The following is a 19,724-nucleotide window of genomic DNA, read 5'->3' as shown; positions in this document are numbered from 1 at the left end:
TCCGATGGCATGCCAACCTACCACCTGGCCAACGTGGTTGATGATCACCTGATGGCCATTACTCACGTGATCCGTGGTGAAGAGTGGATCAGCTCCGCGCCTAAGCACAAGCTGCTGTACGAATACTTTGGTTGGGATATGCCAGAGCTATGTCATATGCCGCTACTGCGTAACCCGGATAAGAGCAAGCTCAGTAAGCGTAAGAACCCAACGTCGATCATGTTCTATGAGCGTATGGGCTTTATGCCAGAAGCCGTACTGAATTACCTCGGTCGTATGGGCTGGTCTATGCCGGACGAGAGCGAGAAATTCAGCCGTGATGAAATGTTCAGTAACTTCGACATCAATCGTGTGTCTCTGGGTGGCCCGGTATTCGATGTAGAGAAGTTACGTTGGCTGAATAGCCTCTGGCTGCGTGAGCTGTCTCCTGAGCAGTTTGTTGAAAAGTTCGCTCAGTGGGGCTTCCGCCCAGAGAACGTGTTGCCGGTGATCCCACACGTTCAACCACGGGTTGAAGTCTTTTCTGACGTTGCCCCTCTAGCCGGGCACTTCCTGTCGGGTATGACGCCGCTGACGCCTGAGAGCTTTGAGCACAAAGTGCTTGATACAGAAGCGACAACCAACATTCTGCAGATGGGGTTGTGGCAACTGGAAGCTATCCGTCACTGGGAAAAGGAGAACATCGAGCAGGCGCTGTTTGGGTTAGCAAAGCAGATGGATGTCAAAATCCGCGACTTCCTGTACCCATTCTTTATCGCGATTGCCGGAACATCATCAACTATCTCAGTACTCGACACCATGGCCTTGCTTGGCCCGGATATGAGCCGTGCGCGTGTTCGCCATGCTGTCGATACACTGGGTGCTCCGGGTAAGAAGAAGCTGAAGAAGCTCGAGAAAGAGTACACCTCGCTGCTTATCGCGATGGAAAATGCCCAGCAAGCTGATTGATCAGTTCAGCGGTACTGATTAACCAAAAGAGCGGCTTCTATGCCGCTCTTTTTGTTTGAGGTGGCGTTGTAAGTTGTTGTTTATGTGAATTTTTTTCGCAAAAGAGTTGACAGCCCTGAGGGACGCCATTAATATTCGCGCACGTTTTGAGACGGGGCCTTAGCTCAGCTGGGAGAGCGCAACACTGGCAGTGTTGAGGTCAGCGGTTCGATCCCGCTAGGCTCCACCAAAACCTTCTTGCTTGTCCTTGTGTCCCCATCGTCTAGAGGCCTAGGACACCGCCCTTTCACGGCGGTAACAGGGGTTCGAATCCCCTTGGGGATGCCACTTATTTTTTCATATCCGTTTATACACCCTCAGTTTTTAAGAACTAATCCTTAAGACCGTTTTTTGATGCCTGTTTTTTGGTGTCATTCGTCGTGAGACGGTACAATGCCAAAAATTTTTGGTGGTTGGATATGGTTCATCTCCCTAATGCAATTAAAGAAAAAGCCCGCGCAATTCGCCTTGTCGTATTCGATGTGGACGGCGTATTAACAGACGGCACGCTCAGTTATTCCGCCTCCGGTGAAGAGGTGAAGCACTTCAATGTGAAAGACGGTGTTGGTATTAAACTGCTCAATGTATTTGATATAGATACCGCCATCATCTCCGCAAAGGACTCGGCACCGCTTGCCAAGCGAGCTGCTGACCTTGGCATTAATCGTTTTTTTCCTGGCACCAAAGAAAAGTGGCCAGTGTTGGCGAACCTGATGGATGAGTTGATGGTTGACCCGTCGGAGGTCTGTTACGTCGGTGATGATGTTATTGATCTTAAGGTAATGACCCGCGTTGGTTTAGCTATTTCCCCTGCAGACGGTTTCTGGATGGTGCGTGATCGTGCCGACCTTATTACTGAAGCATCGGGCGGGAAGGGCGTTGCCCGCGAAGTTGCCGATATTGTTCTGGGCAGTCGCATGCCCTTAGAAGAGGCCTATATCAAGGCCATGCTGCCTGAATTCGAAAGCCTGAATGATGTGAAGGATAAATAATTAGTGAAAATTTTAGTTACAGGTGCAGCCGGTTTTATCGGCGCTTTTACCAGTAAAAAACTGGTTGAAATGGGTCACGAAGTAATCGGTGTTGATAACCTGAACGATTACTACGATGTTGCACTTAAGCACGGACGTCTTGGATGGCTTGAGCCACTGAGTGGTTTTCAGTTCAAACAGCTCGAGCTGGCTGACCGGGATGCCGTTGCCGCGTTGTTCAATGAACATAAGTTTGATCGCGTTATTCACCTGGCAGCGCAGGCGGGTGTCCGTTATTCGATCACCAATCCTCATGCCTACGTCGATAGTAACCTGATTGGGTTTGTGAATGTGATGGAAGGCTGTCGTCACCATGAGGTAGAGCATTTCGTTTATGCCTCATCCAGCTCAGTATACGGGCTCAACACACACCTGCCGTACAGCACAGGCGACCGGGTGGATCATCCGGTGTCACTGTACGCGGCGACGAAAAAATCCAATGAGCTGATGGCTCATACCTATGCTCACCTGTACCGTTTGCCGACGACTGGTCTGCGCTTTTTTACTGTGTATGGCCCGTGGGGGCGTCCGGATATGGCGTACTTCAGCTTCACTAAGGCGATTCTTGAGGGCAAAACCATTAATGTCTTCAACCATGGCAAGATGCAGCGTGATTTCACCTACATCGATGACATCGTTGAAGGCGTAGTGCGCATCGCGATGAAAGTGCCAGAGCCGGTCGAGAACTGGACGCCGGAATCTGGTGATTGCTCACGCAGCTCCGCGCCGTACAAAATCTACAATATCGGTAATCATAATTCGGTTGAGCTCGGTACCTTCATTGAAACGATCGAAGGCGCGCTGGGTGTTGAGGCCGATAAAAACTATATGGAAATGCAGCCCGGTGACGTGCTGGCCACTTATGCGAACGTGGATGATCTGGCGGCTGATGTTGATTTTGCCCCGAATACGCCACTGGCAGACGGCATCGGCACCTTCGTCGACTGGTATAAAGACTTCTATAAGGTCAAATAATGTCTGGATACAAAATCGTAATCCCCGCTCGTTTCGCATCAAGCCGTTTACCCGGCAAGCCGCTGATTGATCTGGCCGGTAAGCCAATGATCCAGCATGTTTATGGGCGCGCACTTGAGGCTGGCGCCGAAGACGTTGTCGTTGCTACCGACGACGACCGGATCGCTGATGTTGCCCGGGGCTTTGGTGCGGATGTTGTAATGACCTCTCCGGATCACGAGAACGGCACTGAACGCATTGCAGAAGTGGTCTCGGTAAAAGGCTGGTCTGCGGATACTGTCGTCGTGAACCTGCAGGGCGATGAGCCGCTTATTCCTAAGTCTCTGATCGAATTGACCGCGGAAGGTCTGCTGCAGAACTCAGATGCTGGTATGAGTTCTGTCTGTACGCCGATTACCACTGCGCACGATGCGTTTGATCCAAACGTCGTAAAAGTTGTCCTCAATGAGCGGCATTTTGCGATGTATTTCAGCCGCGCACCTATTCCATGGGATCGCGACCTGTACAAAGAGAGCCAGGAGGAGGTGACAGCGCGCATGCCTGTATACCGTCACATTGGTATGTACGGATACCGGGTTTCTTTCCTCAACGATTACCGTGAGATGGCGCCTTGCCCGATTGAACTGACCGAATCGCTGGAGCAGCTGCGTGCGCTCTGGTACGGCGTGAATATTCACATGTCAGTCATTGATCAGGCACCGGGCCATGGCATTGATACGCCACATGACGTTGAACGTGTAGCTGCTATTCTGAAAGCAGGTCATCACAACTAAGGTCTGGAGCCACTATGAACGGAATTAGCCAGAAGTTAGGTTACGCGGGGCTGATCCCGTTCGTATTTTTTGCTCTATCTGTCCTTGCTGGCAGTACCTGGGCCCCCGATTTTTTCACGCTTTACTCGGCATTGATTCTCAGCTTCATGGCGGGTGCTTGCTGGGGCGTTATGCAGGCGCAGCGTGATCATGTGTCTTCGGCAGAGCTCGGATTGTCGATTGGCGTGTTCTTGTGGGGTTGGCTGATGTACTTCGTTCCTCATCTCGCGGGACTGCCTGGCCTGTTACTCGGCTACTGGGTTCTGGTCTGGCTGGAGCGCCAGCCCGTCTTTCGTCAGAGCTATAAGCGGGATTACCGGACCATGAGGTGGACGCTCACGCTTGTGGTCAGTGCCTGTCATGCGGTCGCTTTCTGGGGCCTGCTGACGTAAGTTCTTCGCAGGCCAGTTTTTACAGGGGCAAGCGCTATAGAGACAAGCGTCGCGCTTCTCGTGGGCGCTGACCTGTCTCCGTAAGGGGCTTGTAGTAGGCTTCCATGCGCTTCACCCGGCTGGCGTCACCCATAGTCGCGATCCCTTGTGTTTCATCGGTAAGCTGCAAGAGGCCCCACGGTGCAGTAATAAGCAGATCGTCCTGTACTTCAGGGGAAACTCGCAAGCTGATACGGCTGCTGAGTCTCTGTTGTAATCGTAACAGTGGGTGGCGGTTAATGCCGCCCCGCTCAGAGGGAATCAGAATTTTCACCCGGCGCCTGTGTGAATCGAGAGCAAACTCTCTGACGGCATTGAGTGCTGCTTTGTCCCACCATAATGGGTGGGTTAAATCGCAGCAGGTGATAATAGCGTTGCGGGGGCGCATGGCGAGAATCATTTCGACCCAGCCCACAAGTGAAACTAAGTCGTTCTGCGGATAAATATTCTTATCGCGACCCGGGCGAAAAACATAGTTTGTTTCAGGCGCGCCAGGTGCCTTGTATATATTCAGGTGCGGAATCCCTGCATCATCAAAGAAACCCGCTTCAATATTAAAACCATTCTTCTGATAGAAGGGGACGGCATGCGCCTGAGCCGCGGCTCGAATTTCGCGGATTTTTAATTCGTTGCGGGCGAAGTCTTCGATGGCATTGATTAATCGTGAGCCCCAGTGCTGCCCTCTGAACTCTCTGAGTACTGCCATGCGCCCGAATTTACCCGTGTGCATAAGTCGTGCGCAGCCTATCGGATTCCTGCCATCCAGTGCCAGAAAATGAATTGCTTCAATGTCGTATTCGTCCCACTCCAGTTTGGGCGGCACACTCTGTTCCTTAATGAACACTTCTTCCCGGATCTTTCGGATGATATCGCGGGATGCACGCCAGTCGGTGATGCGAATTTCCAAGTTTCTGCTTCCCTGTCTTTATGTAATAAAAAGAATGGCTGCTTAATCGTAAATCATCAAGGAGCCGGGAGTTTAAATAGCAACAATCAGGTCACAAAAAATGAGGTTGCTGAGCAGGTTTTTTGTTTCTGGCTCTACGAAAGAGCCGATCAACCATTCGCTGTCAAAGTAAGGGGAGTCGCAGAGCTGCTTAATAGTGTCGCAGCAGGATACTGGTAACCGAACCACTTCGCCCTGACAGTAGAAAGCGACAGACGAGTCATCGATGCTATATGCGAAACGCGCCTGAGGGTGGCGACCCCACTGATCAGCTTCCTGCAGTGTGTTGACGGTATCGGCCCAGTCATGATCCGTGACCTCGTAAACCGGTGCTTGTTCATCATATTTCGCTTCTGTCATAAGTTGCCCCAGCGTCGCTTTGAGCAGAGCAGGGTTATCAATGGCTTTTATCAGAAGAGACTTCAGGCGCTCTGCAGCATGCCCGGTAATTTCGCTTGGGGAGCTCTGAATGCTCAGGTCTGGGTCTGAGTATCTGTCGTCTTCGGTCAGTTGCGGTAAGGCCGAGTCGATCGCGCGTTCAAGGAGCTCGGAACTTGATGGAGCACGGAAACCAATGGAGTAGGTCATGCACTCACCTTGTGATATTCCCCAGTGTGCGAGGCCGGGAGGAAGGTAAAGCATATCGCCGGGTTCAAGAATCCAGCGATCATTCTCTTCAAAGTCAGCGAGAATCTTTACGCTGGGGCCTTCCAGTATGCTGCTTTTTTCGGTGCACATCTGACCCACACGCCACTCTCGCTGCCCCTCCGCCTGAAGCAGGAACACATCATACTGATCCCAGTGCGGGCCAACGCTGCCGCCGTCGGTGGCGTAACTGATCATCAGGTCGTCGATACGCCATGAAGGGACGAAACGGAAATTCTCCAGTAGTTCCGCCGCTTCTGGTACCCACTGATCGACCGCCTGTACGAGCAGGGTCCACTTGTTATGGGGTAGGTCTCGGTAGTCGGTTTCGGTGAACGGACCTTTTTTGACTTCCCATGGGCCTGTCTTACCTTCTTCGATGATCAGGCGTGATTCGATGTCATCCTCGAGGCTGAGGCCTGCAAGCTCGTCGGCCGCCAATAAAGGCTTAAAACCTGGAATCGCCTGACGGATAAGTACCGGCTTTTTTTGCCAGTAGTCGCGCAGGAATTCTTCAACAGAGAGGTGGCCGAGGACGTGCATCAGTAGGGCTCCGAAAAGGCTGTGGTAAGGGTACAAAAAAGCCCCCTTGCGGAGGCTTTATCAGAAGCGCAGGAGCGATCAGACTTTTTTAGCCTGAGCCTCTGCGTTACCTACGTAAGAGGCAGGAGTCATTGCATTCAGCTCATCTTTTGCAGACTGCGGCAGCTCAAGAGACGCGATGAATTCGCCCATTGCATCTTTGGTGATGGCTTTGCCACGAGTGAACGCTTTGAGTTTTTCGTATGGCTGCTCAATACCGTAGCGACGCATCACAGTCTGAACTGGCTCGGCCAGAACTTCCCATGCGTTGTTCAGATCTTCGCCCAGGCGAACTGCATTGACTTCGAGCTTGCTGATGCCTTTCAGAGACGCCTGATACGCGATCATGCTGTAGCCCATACCAACACCCATGTTACGTAGCACAGTGGAGTCAGTCAGGTCGCGCTGCCAGCGGGAGATCGGCAGTTTCTGCGCCATGTGTGCAAGTACGGCATTGGCCAGACCGAGGTTACCTTCGGAGTTTTCGAAGTCGATCGGGTTAACCTTGTGCGGCATAGTAGAAGAACCCACTTCGCCAGCGATGGTCTTCTGCTTGAAGTAGCCGTTCGAGATGTACGCCCAGATATCGCGATCGAAGTCGATCAGGATAGTGTTGAAGCGCGCGAAAGCATCGAACAGTTCAGCGATGTAGTCGTGTGGCTCGATCTGAGTCGTGTACGGGTTGAAGGTCAGGCCCAGTGACGTCACGAAGGTTTCAGCGTTGGCTTCCCAGTCGATATCCGGGTACGCAGACAGGTGAGCGTTGTAGTTACCAACAGCACCATTGATTTTGCCCAGCAGCTCAACGGCTTTGATTTGCTTGATCTGACGTTCCAGACGAGCAACAACGTTCGCCATTTCTTTACCCAGCGTTGAAGGTGATGCAGTCTGGCCGTGAGTGCGGGACAGCATTGGCAGGGCAGCCTGCTCATGAGCAAGCTTACGGATCTCGTCAGCGATCTTCTGCATCATCGGCAGAATGGTGTCGCGACCTTCTTTCAGCATCAGGCCGTGTGACAGGTTGTTGATGTCTTCAGAGGTACAGGCGAAGTGAACAAATTCGTTAACCGCTTTGAGCTCTTCGTTGTCTGCAAACTTCTCTTTGATGAAGTATTCAACGGCCTTTACATCGTGGTTGGTTGTTGCTTCGATGTCTTTTACGCGCTGAGCATCGGCTTCGCTGAAGTTGGCAACGATGGCGTCAAGCTGAGCATTGGTGTCTGCAGAGAACGCTGGAACTTCGGTGATGGCTTCGTGTTCGGCGAGACGCTGCAGCCAGCGGATCTCAACTTCAACACGGGCACGGATAAGACCGAATTCAGAGAAAACAGCGCGCAGTGAAGCAGTTTTGCTGCCGTAGCGGCCGTCCAGCGGAGAAATAGCGGTAAGTGCAGACAGTTCCATGGGGTCTCTCAATCTTTGGTAATAGGTTGGGCATTCGATGCATTTTCTGGCGCGGGATTCTAACGGATTTTGAGCGAGATCTCAGTACCTGAGAGCCAATATGAAGAGAATCAGTCGTGAATTATTACCGGTAAGTCGAATATTCGGGTATTTAAAGCCAGTTACGTAGGCAATGTGGGCACTTCTGGTACAATCGCCGGTCAATTTTTACGGGTGGCTTTAGCAGGACCACGAATGCTCGACAGTTTATTTGGTTATATCGATCACCCCGCCTGGCCTGTTCTGGTCGTGGTTATATCTACCTTTATGCTCGAAGACCTGGCGATTATCGGAGCGGCTCTTCTTGCCGCAAGTGAGAAAATGGCGCCGGGCGTCGCTTTTTTTGCTGTGTGCCTCGGGATGTTTATCGGAGATACAGCGCTTTATCTGTTGGGGAGGGCGGCTCTGATATGGCCAAAACTGCGTCGTAAAATACGTCACCCCATTATTCAGAAGCAGGTCCAGCCATTACGGGACTCACCTTGGAAGCAGCTGATGCTGATTCGCTGTATGCCAGGGCTCCGCACGTTTGGGTATATTGCCTGTGGTCTGGCAAGAGTACCTGCAACGCCTTTCTGTTTTGCTAATCTGGCGTCGATTATTGCCTGGGCGGCGGCTTTGTTTATTACAACCTACGTACTCGGACGCCAATTCGGAGAGCAACTGCATGAATGGATGTGGTTTCTTTTGCCATTCGCCATCATCGCGTTCATTTATACACAACGGCGCGCTCGTCAGTCGATGGAGGAGGCGGCCTGATTGGCCAGGCTGCTGCGCAAGCCGCCGTATTGATCAGACTTGTACCATAGCGCCTTTGTTTACCCCCTCAAAGGCGCGAACACGAATATCTTTGCCCGGGTGGCGCTTGCTGATTTCTTTAGCGAGGTGATCGGCGATCAGTTCTACTGTCGAATCGGTGCTCATCATATAGCAATGTGCGCGGTTCAGGGTCAGTGAGAAATCACCTTGTTGTGCAGTGTAAGCGAAAGAAAATGTGTCAGTGTCGTCTGAGGCGAGATCTTCAGTGCTGCCGATATAAATATCCCGCCAGAGGTCAGCCCAGTAGGACTCTTCCTGCTCATCACGTTGACCATCAAGCCAGATCTGGATGCGCGAACGGTGTCCGTGGGCAATCCGTTGGCAATTCCCTGCGTGCTTCTTAAGGCCGTGAGAGTAGTGGTAGAAGGCACCGTCAATCGTTTCAGGGGTGAAGTCCAGGGTCAGTTGGTCAATGGTATCCGGGAAATACATCTGGAGCTGTTTGATAGACCAGGCAGCGACGCTCGCCGCTGTAATTTCAGTCGAGTCGATCAGGGTCACGGCTTCTGCTGGAGCACTCATTTCGACGATGCCGCGCCCGGTTTGCATAGAAATATTCACGCGCTCGCCGGTCTTCTTAACTTCGAGGCCAGGTGCCTCGGCAGGCACAAGAAGTCTGTGGTCGAGTTCGGTATCCAGCCACTGACGAAGTGTTTTCTTAACAATGCCGAAGTCACAGACCATGCCCTGGTCATCCAGTGCTCCTTCAAGGATGGCTGACGCCCACCAGGTCTCTCCGACGATCCCTCTGTTCGCGTCTAGGTAGCTGAAATCGACATTGGTGAGTTGTTCGACAAATAAGTGCATAAATACTCCGGTGCAGATGGGCGCGATTATAGAGCAAAGATGGCGACGACGCAGCCAGGCAGATCCGGCATGGCGAAGTGCCGGGTTTTGTCAAAAGGGCGCTGTCTCTGGTGGCATCAGAACGCGTGGCTGATATGATGGCGCATATCTACATCCCTTTTTATTTGAGGCTCGTGTGACCAGACCGCTTTTTCATGTCAGTCGTTTAGCGTTTCCCGACAGTATGTCTGTATCCCGCTGGGTTGTTATCCCGATGGTCGCTGCGCTGGCAGCCTGCAGTGATAATGACAGCAGCTCATCTGTTACAACCATCAATCTGGATGTGCAGGTTGGTCAGGAAGATTTCAATGAAGCCATGCTCAGACGGGTAACTGTCGACGAAACCGGTATGCCTTCAGAGGTGCAGCCGGGAGTTCTTAGCTTTGCCCGCTTCACGACGGATGATGAGGGTCAGGCCGTAGTCGCTGCCGATGGTACTGAAATCGTCTATCTCGATGTCTATGGGCGTGAAAATGTCGATGGCACGTCGACGACTCGACGCTGCCAGCTCGTTGATGGTTGCGGCTCTGTCGCTTTCGGTGCTCAGTACACAATTGTTGGTGCGCCTGGTTGGCGATCGGTTGCTGCTGGTATCGAGGATGGCCAGCGCATTCGAATCACGCCACTCACTGATCTGGCAGCTCAGCTCGCTTTCGATCGTGTATACAGTCAAGATTCTGGTACCCAGCAGGATGCAGGTTGGTTAGATACTGGTTTCTATTCTGTGTATTCGACACTTCAAGCCGAATCACAGGTTTCACGCTTGTTTGGTATCGATTCTATCCAGAGTCGGGAACCCGCAGACCTGACTCAAATAGAGGAGTGGCGGGGCGCTAACCAGACAGAAGCACAATATTCAATTCGCTATGGTGCTCTTTTAGCCGCGTGGCAGTCCTATGAATTGTCCTATACATCAACGACAGATCTGCCGTCTTTCGCTTCAGCGGTTGCTGCTGACCTGGTGGCAAATGACGGCCAGTTGATGCAGCGCGGCGGAGCGCAGACTCTCGCTCTTTACGATCTTTATGACGCAGCCATCAGTAACCTGAATGATTTAAATGTCACGAATTCAACCGTGTCTGGTTATGTTGCCAGTGTTGTTGCTCAACTACAGACGGAGCGCGATGCGTTTGTAGATGGGGACCTGACGTCGGTTATACCGGCTTCTTTGAGCTCGCTCCTGGGTGACGAGCTGGAGGATTACCAGTTAGGCCTTCAGCGCACGAAAGCCTTTGTGCAGGAACTTCGCGACTACGGCAACAGCTTTTTCGAAGACGGTTACCGGGAGCAACTGGATAGCTACGCCGATCTGTTGAGGGGTGTTGGTGAAGACAATGCTGAAAATCTCGATGAAATCACAACCGCAGTGTCGGAAATCGCTGGTTTCTACCGGGATTGCTATCTCAACAGTGGCTGCCCATCAGTCAGCCCTGAGTGGGAGTGGTATCAGAGTCATACCTACTCTGCGCCTGTACTGACGCTTAACGGCGGTGATTTTGAAGTATCGCAGGCCGTTGCGGACATTAATTTGCTTGATGAAGATGATGCTCCGACCAGTTCCCGCGCAATAGATATTCTGATGACTGGGACTTTAGTTGCCAATGGTCTGCGTCTTGAGCTGGATCATACCTACAGTGATGACGAAATCAGCAGCCCAAGTGGTTTGCGAATTTTCTATGAAAATACCGTGACGGTTCTTCAGGATGAGGTGTCTGCCCCGGCATTGGCCTACCAGATTCGTTGGACCGATTTCACCCTTTACGATGCAGGCGATGTTGGTAGCGCTAACGAAACTGAGCTTACCGGTGCATTTAGTATCCTGTACCAGGGCGTCGATGACCCTGACGGTGTCTCCGGGCGTCGTTTTAATATCTCAGAAGTGGTTCTGAATAGTCGCATCTCTGATGTTTATGAAGACGATAACGGCACGGATTCAAACATTACGACGGTATTTCTCACGGCCAGTGCCAATCAGGCAGCAGATTATTACCCAGAGTCTGAGTTTGCTTCGTTCAATGCATTCTTTGAGCGGGCACCCCTTTACCCTGAAGGGACAGTTGCTAGTGGGCTGGTTCAGTACCGTACTGGTACGCAAACCGTAAACGGGCGCGAGACTCAATATCTGGACTATTTCGTTGAAGGTGGGGACGATTACCGTTATCGATTCTACCCAACGGTACAGCGCGAAGACGTCAGTGATATCGATGGTGATGGTGATACCGAAGAACTAATTGCTACGCATGATTATGAAGCGTGTTTACTGAGCGGTACTGCTGAGTCGCCAGTGATTGAGCGTTGCCAGCCGAAGCAGCGGTTAAATGCTGAACAGGATCTGCAGAATGCGGTGAATGAGTTGTGGCAGATTGGCGTTTTCTCCCGCCCGGAAGTACCGGGGCAGGGTGTGTACTTCGTTGAATTCCCAGTTGAAGCTGCCGATGATCAAGGGTGCCTGACACTTTCTCCGTTGCCGACATCTCTATCTTCATTGGACGGCACCTTGTACAGAAGCGCGCAATTGGGCCTGTCGAATGCACGTTTTACCAGTGAAGTCGTGCTCGACTACTCAACGGCGACTGAACCGAAAACGCTTGTCGATATTCAGGTGACAGCCCCATACAGTGAACAGGTTGATGTGTCGCTTTCAGTGTCACATGACTATACGAGCGTCAATACTACGGGTCTCTATCAGGGCGTGGGCGCTGACCTTGATCGTCTGATTTTCGATTTCAGTACTGAGAGCGGTACGGTTGAAGCCACGAGCCTGTCTGTATTTAAAGACGGTGTTGAACTCTCTCTCGCTGATGGCTCAACCGACACGGTGGACAGCGAAATTATCCTGGGCAGCAACCTTGATTTGGTCGACGGTGCACCGGTTTATCGTTATATCGTCGGTGATGATGGCGAGTACCGTCGCTGTGTTGTGTCAAACACGGCCGAGCCTTCGTTCAGTCGCGATCCTCAGGAAGCCGTCTACGTGCTGAATTATCGCGATAAGGTTTACGGAAAAATTGTCTATGAAAGCGGTGTCTGGATCATCCGTTATATCGATGGCACCTGGGAGTCACTGAACTGATTCTGCAAGCACCGGCAGTGCCGGTGCTATTGGGGTTCCCGTGTTGAATCAGAGTGTTCCGTAGGAGATAGGAAGCTGTATATTCACCCGTGTATTGGGATTGTATCCGTTGCGCGGGCGCTTCCAGCCGGTCTCCCCACTAATTCCTTCTTTAATGCGGTGAATCTTTCCGCCGCTCGTGAGGTAAGCCTGTACGTCAGCTTCCAGTTGTTGACGAAGCTCTTCGGGACTTGCTTTACGTCTATCTGCACCTTTCTTCGAAGCCATATCGGTTCTCCTGTGCGCCGCGTCAGATCTGGTTGTAAGTCAGACTGCTAACGGCAGAGTCAATGTCAGTTACTTCGGGTGCGGCCAAGCTCCTGAGTCATTATAAACACCTTGTATATTATATGTATAGGTTTTGTATTGCTTTTGGCAGGCAACGGTATGGAGGTTTTTGAGGGGCTGCCCGGGAATATCTGGCACGGAGTCGGAGAGGGGGGGCTGCGATACGTGGTCGCGATACGAAAACAGTTGCGTTATACTCCCGGCCCTGAAATTTCACCGGTCTAAGATGCAGCCGTACATTTGGCTGTGTCCCCAAAAGAGTTGAGGCTAAACAATGACAGAATACGTTCAGAAGGGTGGACTCCAGATCGCCCAGGAGCTGTACGATTTCATCAATGACAAAGCAATGCCAGGCACTGGTATTGAACAGGATGCGTTCTGGGCGAGCTTTGATGCTATTGCCAATGAACTGGCTCCAAAGAACAAGGCGCTGCTGGCTAAGCGTGATGATCTGCAGGCCAAAATCGATGCTTACCACACTGAGCGTAAAGGTCAGGCTCACAACGCTGCAGAATACAAAGCGTTCCTGCAGGAAATCGGTTACCTGCTGCCAGAAGGCGAAGACTTCGAAGCAACTACCGCAAACGTCGAGCCAGAGATCGGCCAGATGGCTGGTCCTCAGCTGGTAGTACCGGTTATGAATGCTCGTTTCGCTCTGAACGCTGCGAACGCGCGTTGGGGCTCACTGTACGATGCTCTTTACGGCACTAACGTCATTTCTGAAGAAGACGGTGCTGAGAAAGGTCAGGGCTACAACAAAGTACGTGGTGACAAAGTTATCGCTTATGCGCGTAACTTCCTGAACGAATCAGCCCCACTGGCGGCTGGCGATCACGCTGACAGCACTAAGTACGCTATCGACGCAGGTAAACTGGTCGTTACGCTGAAAGACGGCAGCACTACCAGCCTGAAAGATGCTTCTCAGCTGGTTGGCTTTAAAGGCGAAATGGCTGCACCAGAAGCGATTCTGCTGGTTAACAACGGCCTGCACTTCGAAATTCAGATCGACGCAACCAGCCCAATCGGTTCAACCGACGCTGCTGGCGTAAAAGACGTTCTGATGGAAGCGGCACTGACCACCATTATGGACTGTGAAGACTCTGTTGCTGCTGTTGATGCAGAAGACAAAGTCGTGACCTACGGTAACTGGCTCGGCCTGATGAAGGGTGACCTGGCGGAAGACGTAACCAAGGGCGGCAAGACTTTCACCCGTACTATGAACCCAGACCGTGAGTACACTGGCCTGAACGGTGAAACCGTTAAGCTGAAAGGTCGCTCAATGCTGTTCGTTCGTAACGTGGGTCACCTGATGACTAACCCTGCGATCCTGCTGGCCGATGGCAGCGAGATCCCAGAAGGCATCATGGACGGCATGATGACTACCCTGATCGCTATGCACGATCTGAAGGGTAACTCCCCGTTCCAGAACTCGACTACCGGTTCTGTCAACATCGTTAAGCCTAAGATGCACGGCCCAGAAGAAGTGGCATTCGCCAACGAACTGTTCGGTCGCATCGAAGACGCACTGGGTCTGCCACGCTTCACTATGAAGATGGGGATCATGGACGAAGAGCGTCGCACCACGGTTAACCTGAAAGAATGTATCCGTTCTGCGAAAGACCGTGTTGTATTCATCAACACTGGCTTCCTGGACCGTACTGGTGACGAAATCCATACGTCTATGCTGGCAGGTCCGTTTGTACCTAAGACTGTCATGAAGCAGCAGACCTGGATCAACGCCTACGAAAACTGGAACGTTGATACTGGTCTGGAAACAGGTCTGCAGGGCCGTTCACAGATCGGTAAAGGCATGTGGCCTATCCCTGATGAGATGGGCATGATGATGGAGCAGAAGATCGGCCATCCTAAGTCTGGCGCGAACACCGCATGGGTTCCATCTCCGACTGCCGCTACTCTGCACGCGATGCACTATCACCAGGTAGACGTATTCGCTGTTCAGAACGAACTGAAGAGCCGTGAGCACGCGTCTGTTGACGACATCCTGAGCATCCCTCTGATGACCGCTGAAGAAGCTTCAGCTCTGACTGAAGAACAGATTCAGAAGGAAATCGACAACAACTGTCAGGGTATCCTGGGTTACGTTGTTCGCTGGGTTGATGCAGGTGTTGGTTGTTCTAAAGTGCCAGACATCAACAACGTTGGCCTGATGGAAGACCGCGCAACGCTGCGTATCTCTTCTCAGCACGTTGCTAACTGGCTGGAACACGGTATCTGTACCCGCGAACAGGTTGAAGACAGCCTGAAGCGCATGGCTGCGGTTGTTGATGGTCAGAATGCGGGTGACGCTTCTTATATCAATATGGCGCCAGGCTTCGACACTATCGCGTTTAAAGCGGCGTCTGACCTGATCTTCAAAGGTAAAGAGCAGCCAAGTGGTTATACCGAGCCGCTGCTGCACGCATACCGTCTGAAGTTCAAAGCTCAGTAAGTAGCGTCAAGCACTGTAAAAAACCCGGCAAATGCCGGGTTTTTTTGTGTAAAGGGGCAGTAAAACACCTGTCTGAGAGCTATCCTGTGCCTACTCCAAACGTAGAATGACATAGAACAGAATAAGAGTAATAAGAAGATGGTTCATAAGCTTACCTCAGTAATCCTTATCGGCGTGCTCCTTCAGGCCTGTTCAGGGAACTCCAGTTCTACCCGCACCGTCAGCGGTGAAGAGGAGACTTATGGTATTAGCGGTCGAATAGGGACGGCGACCTGGGGTACCCGAATCAGTGCAACACCGATCAACTATGAGGGTGGCCCGACGCTCATAGAAAACGATAGCGGTAATCTTGTATACGATGGTGCAGCTTCGCAGTCTTCTCAAACGGGTACTTACGAGCTGACGGCAGAGGCCGAAGACGTATCAGGATCGTTTATCTTTATCGCGAATACGGACAACGGGGATGTGTTCTATCGCTGTGAGCGAGTACAGGGGTGCGACTCGCTCGCTTACGGAAAATACGTTCCTCTTCCAGATGATCTGGATGTCCGGGCTGGCGTCGGTGAATTGCTTGACGGCATGACGGTCAACGTCAACTGGATTACTGATATCGCAAGCAGTATGGCCAGAACGGTTTATATCGACGCAGTCACGAACGGCCTCTCTGCAGACGATCGGGCTGACATAAATCAAGCCGTGTTGGATGATATAGAAACTGCGAAAACAGGTGTGTATAACCAATACACGATGGAGTTGGCCAATCTTCATGTCTCTGAGCTCTTCGGTCTGACGGATATTATTTCGTCGCCTGTAGTTGCCCCCAGTCAGATTACGCAAGTTGAGACAGTTTCAGGTGACGCTCTGGTCGAAGGGGTCTATTACGGTGCGTTAATTGCTGCTTTGCCGTATCTCGCTGATTCGGCTAACACCGACTTCGTAACGAAACTGGGTGAAATTACCGGTGATGTAATTGATCGGCGCGGGCAGTTGTTGGAGAAAAGTGAGTCCCCAGATGTTGTAACTAAGTTCGAGATTTTCTCTACGGCCAGCACAATACTCCGGGATAACATCAATTACTTTAACGGGCTTGGTGCCAGAGTCCCTGCTGGTGCAGTCACAGCTCTTGAGAGGCTCGACGGCGTCGCAGCCTCTATGAGAGAGGACGTTGAAACATCGGTAGATATCGATGTGCCAGCCTGGTTAGCGGGTTGGCGTACTGCAATAGAAAACAGCAAATATTTTCTGACGGACCTTACTGCGGCAGTGAAGAATTTCTGGGGCTATGATGAAAATCAGCCCAGCTTCATCGATCCTGTTCATGGACGTCGCGTTGATTCATATTATCTGGCGCATGAAACAGCGCTGAACACAGTGGCAGACCTGGCATTTGGGCCTACTGGTGTTCTCAATGAAATATTGGAAGGTGCTGAGATCCTTGCTCGTTGTGAGTTCGGAGAGGGTGATTGCACCCCGCCAGTGGGGTTCGCCATCGAAACTGATGAGAGCGATTCGGCAGGGCTTCCTAGTGACCGTGTACTTATTGACGGTTCACTTCGGCTTGTTATGCGCCCGATTGAAACCACGGATGCGGATGCCGGACTCTATAATGTATTCGACTTTGAGATAGAGTCTGCTGACAACCCTGAAGATGACGTTGATGCCATTCCGTCCGAAATTAAGAATGCTCTGGCACTTGGAAACGGTAAAAAGCTTTACTGGTACACGGAGGCCATCTCTGACGGAAGCATAACAACTCGTCCTTATGTTCGGGTGTTTTATGAGGACAGCTACGCGTCTCCTCCAGTAGGATCATTTCTGGACGACTCTGATCCCTCGCACGTTGCCCCGACGCAGATCGCGATCGTCTGGCCTTTGGTTCGGTTTGAGCAGGGGATCTCAGGTGCAGGTGCTGGTGATAATGGTGAGCATGAATTCAACGCGCTCATTGAGGCCAACCTTGTAGGGGTCAAAGACCCACTCGATGATGCTTCTCAGACGAGGTATAACCCAGTTACATTCGTCGTTCGTGCAAGATCTACACTTGAACCGGATGCAGAGAACAGGACTGACTTGAACGTTCAGCTCAGAACGACAAACTCTTCATCGTATTACCCAACCAGCAAATGGCCTGCTACCCACGAGTTCTTCCTTGGGAGGCCAGATGCTCCAGCGACGATTGGTGTAGAACCGGACGACGAGCCGCTGGTAAAAAGCCTTTATCGCGATCAGACCGTCTTATCGAATGGTCGGGTTATAGAATATTTTGATGAAGAGCTTCGTGGGAGGGACTTTATTAGTCGGATCAAGTTGTACCCCTACGACTCTACTACTAACACGACCCGCTCCGAGTCATGTAATGTTTCCATCGTTGATGGCGAACGGGTTGAACAGAGTTGCGACACTGTTATTGAGCTAGCCGGGGAGGTAACTCTTGATGAGCTTCTAGAGAGAAATTATGAGAATAATGTTCTTTCCAGATACAGCGTGCCTGGCAACGGTATATATGAAATAGACTTGTCTACGTCTGATATTGTATCCGGTAATGAGTATCAGGGCCTTACCACAGGGACTCCGTATGGGCCGTTCAGCGGTACCTTCTATGACGATATAGAGCTGGGGATAGATCGTCTTACTGCCGTTGCAGAAAGTTACCTCAAAGACCCAGAAGAAGAAGCACTGATTCCTGTTATCTTTGAACTAGCTCTTGAAAGACAGGTAGAGGATGAATTCGCATTGAGTGCCTCGTACGGCTTCGGCTCCGAGGAAACTTATGAAAATATCAGCAACCAGTTAGGTGTTGTTGCTGGCGGAGATGCACAGGGCTTTTATCTCGAATTGGCCGTCTCGGAAGAGCAGATCAGTGATGGGGAAGGCGGACTGAAAACCATCGAAGTCGAACGTGGTTACTGGTTGATTTCACGCTCAAACGTATCTATGGGTGGTACTGATCAATCGGTTCTTGCTCAAATAGCTACTCGTACGGAATACACGCAAGGCAACGATGAAACGGCCTGCGGCTTTAACGACCGCGATAAATTGTCAGCAGCAGCGCCAACAGATGCAGATTCAAATGATGGCTGCGAAGCAGTCGCTTATCTGACTGTACGTGGCGCGCTAGTTGGCACAATTCGCGAAGAACGAGAGAACGTATTTGTCGCCCGTTTCGTTGATGGCACCTGGATGATTATTGGTGATTAAGAAGGTCATACTGCTGTCGTCTGCTGTCGCCATCGCGAATAGTGTTGATGCGGCAGCAGGGCAGCCTTCAGAGTACTCCGGCGATGTCAGTTTCTCCTTGTCTGCTGAAGCAAGCTCTGAGCCTGTTCCGATTGATCAGATGATCGAAGGTTGGGAGCAGGACGCTGATACCGGCGAGTACGCGTATGCGGATATGAGTCTCGCAGCATCCGCGTCTTACCGGAACTTCACGTTAAATGCGGAACGTCGCTGGTTCTATTCACTCAAGTTTTCTCCTGACACAACAGCCGTCTACCTGGACGCCGAGTTTGGTATAGAAACTCAGCAGGACAGAGACCTTAACCTGGTTGCCAAGGTATTCCAGGCTCGTGGGATTGGTGGTTCTTATCGCTTTGAGGGTGAGAATTGGTCGGTGTCACCCGCCTTTATGCTGTACAAGCTGATCCATTATCAGTTTGGTTCATTTGTTGGACGAAGCTTCGCTGACGAGGGTTCTAACTTTTCGGCAAGCCTGTCGTACTACTTTGACGAGTATCGCTTTCCTTCCTTCGATACGCTTCCTGAATATGAAGACCCGCAAGGCAGTGCATCTCAGGAGTGGTTTGGATACAGCGCGTCCCTTTCAGGAGCTTGGGCCCCGACGGATGAACTGGAACTTGCCCTGCAAGTGAGAGATCTCTGGAATCTTCTCGACATGGGTAACTCCGGACATCGCTCAATATGCGCAGAAGTCGGTGAGGTTACTAACCCTGTCTGTTCGAGTGGCGGTGCTGCCAGTGGCGACGACAATCCGAAGACACTGGAAACATCAATTAAATCGACAGTTGTCGCGAATGCAGTTCATAAGCCGCTGGATGTCTACGTCCAGTATTATTGGCATGACGTTTACCGGAACCTGTCTGTCGAAAAACGATATCCTTTCGGTAGCGGCAAAGTGGGTGTTGTTGGAACGTCGAAGCGCCAGCTCGGTGCTGCTTTCTACTGGCAGGGGCTCTCTGCCAGCTACATCGTAGATGATCTCAATATAAAACAAGTCCGCGATGCCCGTATTGGGTTGTCGTATCAATATCGGTGGTGACTGGTCTTCGTTGATCAGTCGCTGGTGAGAGATCCCCCGTGATTTCAGGCTAAGTCACCACTGCGTCAGACGTGCAATTCCG

The 19,724-nt window shown here is 51.5% G+C and carries 15 protein-coding genes and 2 tRNA genes; 12 read left to right on the top strand and 5 right to left on the bottom strand.

Annotated elements, in window-relative coordinates; genetic code table 11:
* From AC5E51_RS14340 to AC5E51_RS14310, 7 genes are all read left to right on the top strand, one after another.
* A partial coding sequence (locus AC5E51_RS14340) for a glutamate--tRNA ligase (RefSeq protein WP_491778749.1) occupies positions 1-948 on the top strand: 948 nt, incomplete at its 5' end.
* Between the two features lie 153 nt (positions 949-1,101).
* Positions 1,102-1,177 (top strand) — tRNA-Ala (locus tag AC5E51_RS14335).
* Positions 1,178-1,199: 22 nt separating this feature from the next.
* Positions 1,200-1,275 (top strand) — tRNA-Glu (locus tag AC5E51_RS14330).
* A gap of 131 nt (positions 1,276-1,406) precedes the next feature.
* Positions 1,407-1,979 (top strand): KdsC family phosphatase, encoded by a 573-nt coding sequence (locus tag AC5E51_RS14325; RefSeq protein ID WP_273090664.1) that lies wholly within the window; start codon positions 1,407-1,409, stop codon positions 1,977-1,979.
* Between the two features lie 3 nt (positions 1,980-1,982).
* The gene (locus tag AC5E51_RS14320; RefSeq protein ID WP_297532565.1) at positions 1,983-2,993 is read left to right on the top strand and encodes an NAD-dependent epimerase; all 1,011 of its coding nucleotides are present in this window, start codon (positions 1,983-1,985) and stop codon (positions 2,991-2,993) included.
* Complete coding sequence (kdsB, locus tag AC5E51_RS14315) at positions 2,993-3,766, top strand: 3-deoxy-manno-octulosonate cytidylyltransferase (protein WP_297532563.1); 774 nt, start codon at positions 2,993-2,995, stop codon at positions 3,764-3,766. Before AC5E51_RS14320 ends, kdsB begins: the two co-directional genes overlap by 1 nt.
* 14 nt (positions 3,767-3,780) lie before the next feature.
* Positions 3,781-4,197: a DUF3429 domain-containing protein gene (locus AC5E51_RS14310; protein WP_297532561.1), complete on the top strand. Its 417-nt coding sequence runs from the start codon at positions 3,781-3,783 to the stop codon at positions 4,195-4,197.
* A gap of 34 nt (positions 4,198-4,231) precedes the next feature.
* Here the strand turns inward: AC5E51_RS14310 and AC5E51_RS14305 are convergent, their stop codons facing one another.
* The 3 genes from AC5E51_RS14305 to purB form a co-directional block, all read right to left on the bottom strand.
* Positions 4,232-5,143, bottom strand: a complete 912-nt coding sequence (locus tag AC5E51_RS14305) for a GNAT family N-acetyltransferase (protein WP_297532559.1) — start codon at positions 5,141-5,143, stop codon at positions 4,232-4,234.
* Positions 5,144-5,215: 72 nt separating this feature from the next.
* Positions 5,216-6,370 (bottom strand): JmjC domain-containing protein, encoded by a 1,155-nt coding sequence (locus AC5E51_RS14300; RefSeq protein ID WP_491778748.1) that lies wholly within the window; start codon positions 6,368-6,370, stop codon positions 5,216-5,218.
* 78 nt (positions 6,371-6,448) lie between these two features.
* Positions 6,449-7,813 carry an adenylosuccinate lyase gene (gene purB, locus AC5E51_RS14295; protein WP_297532544.1) on the bottom strand — a complete coding sequence of 455 codons (1,365 nt, stop codon included), beginning with the start codon at positions 7,811-7,813 and terminating at the stop codon, positions 6,449-6,451.
* Between the two features lie 234 nt (positions 7,814-8,047).
* On the opposite strand from purB, the gene AC5E51_RS14290 reads away from it, so the two are divergent.
* Positions 8,048-8,611, top strand: a complete 564-nt coding sequence (locus tag AC5E51_RS14290) for a DedA family protein (RefSeq protein WP_068444251.1) — start codon at positions 8,048-8,050, stop codon at positions 8,609-8,611.
* A gap of 33 nt (positions 8,612-8,644) precedes the next feature.
* Here AC5E51_RS14290 and AC5E51_RS14285 read toward each other — a convergent pair whose 3' ends face one another.
* Positions 8,645-9,478 (bottom strand): 6-pyruvoyl trahydropterin synthase family protein, encoded by an 834-nt coding sequence (locus tag AC5E51_RS14285; protein ID WP_301378597.1) that lies wholly within the window; start codon positions 9,476-9,478, stop codon positions 8,645-8,647.
* A gap of 175 nt (positions 9,479-9,653) precedes the next feature.
* On the opposite strand from AC5E51_RS14285, the gene AC5E51_RS14280 reads away from it, so the two are divergent.
* Positions 9,654-12,590, top strand: coding sequence for a hypothetical protein (locus tag AC5E51_RS14280; protein ID WP_491778747.1), 2,937 nt, complete (start codon positions 9,654-9,656; stop codon positions 12,588-12,590).
* A gap of 48 nt (positions 12,591-12,638) precedes the next feature.
* On the opposite strand, the gene AC5E51_RS14275 is transcribed toward AC5E51_RS14280, so the two are convergent.
* Positions 12,639-12,857, bottom strand: coding sequence for a hypothetical protein (locus AC5E51_RS14275; RefSeq protein WP_068444259.1), 219 nt, complete (start codon positions 12,855-12,857; stop codon positions 12,639-12,641).
* A gap of 334 nt (positions 12,858-13,191) precedes the next feature.
* Here AC5E51_RS14275 and AC5E51_RS14270 point away from each other — a divergent pair, with 334 nt between their 5' ends.
* The 3 genes from AC5E51_RS14270 (at position 13,192) to AC5E51_RS14260 (ending at position 19,642) form a co-directional block, all read left to right on the top strand.
* Entirely contained in the window at positions 13,192-15,366 is a 2,175-nt protein-coding gene (locus AC5E51_RS14270; protein ID WP_301378600.1) for a malate synthase G, read from the top strand.
* Between the two features lie 138 nt (positions 15,367-15,504).
* On the top strand, positions 15,505-18,564 hold the full coding sequence (locus AC5E51_RS14265; RefSeq protein ID WP_491778746.1) for a hypothetical protein: 3,060 nt from the start codon (positions 15,505-15,507) through the stop codon (positions 18,562-18,564).
* Complete coding sequence (locus AC5E51_RS14260) at positions 18,557-19,642, top strand: hypothetical protein (RefSeq protein WP_068444269.1); 1,086 nt, start codon at positions 18,557-18,559, stop codon at positions 19,640-19,642. The genes AC5E51_RS14265 and AC5E51_RS14260 overlap by 8 nt, the downstream gene beginning before the upstream one ends.
* Positions 19,643-19,724 lie beyond the last annotated feature (82 nt).

The sequence above is a fragment of the Thalassolituus sp. genome, assembly GCF_984348125.1.
The sequence above is the reverse complement of the archived record's forward strand: the minus strand, read 5'-3'. Positions and strand labels throughout refer to the sequence as shown.

Excerpts from the sequence above, each read along its gene's own strand:
- AC5E51_RS14285 (WP_301378597.1), bottom strand. The coding sequence starts at position 9,478 with ATGCACTTATTTGTCGAACAACTCACCAATGTCGATTTCAGCTACCTA.
- kdsB (WP_297532563.1), top strand. The coding sequence starts at position 2,993 with ATGTCTGGATACAAAATCGTAATCCCCGCTCGTTTCGCATCAAGCCGT.
- AC5E51_RS14265 (WP_491778746.1), top strand. The coding sequence starts at position 15,505 with ATGGTTCATAAGCTTACCTCAGTAATCCTTATCGGCGTGCTCCTTCAG.
- AC5E51_RS14290 (WP_068444251.1), top strand. The coding sequence starts at position 8,048 with ATGCTCGACAGTTTATTTGGTTATATCGATCACCCCGCCTGGCCTGTT.
- AC5E51_RS14300 (WP_491778748.1), bottom strand. The coding sequence starts at position 6,370 with ATGCACGTCCTCGGCCACCTCTCTGTTGAAGAATTCCTGCGCGACTAC.
- AC5E51_RS14325 (WP_273090664.1), top strand. The coding sequence starts at position 1,407 with ATGGTTCATCTCCCTAATGCAATTAAAGAAAAAGCCCGCGCAATTCGC.
- AC5E51_RS14270 (WP_301378600.1), top strand. The coding sequence starts at position 13,192 with ATGACAGAATACGTTCAGAAGGGTGGACTCCAGATCGCCCAGGAGCTG.
- AC5E51_RS14310 (WP_297532561.1), top strand. The coding sequence starts at position 3,781 with ATGAACGGAATTAGCCAGAAGTTAGGTTACGCGGGGCTGATCCCGTTC.
- AC5E51_RS14275 (WP_068444259.1), bottom strand. The coding sequence starts at position 12,857 with ATGGCTTCGAAGAAAGGTGCAGATAGACGTAAAGCAAGTCCCGAAGAG.
- purB (WP_297532544.1), bottom strand. The coding sequence starts at position 7,813 with ATGGAACTGTCTGCACTTACCGCTATTTCTCCGCTGGACGGCCGCTAC.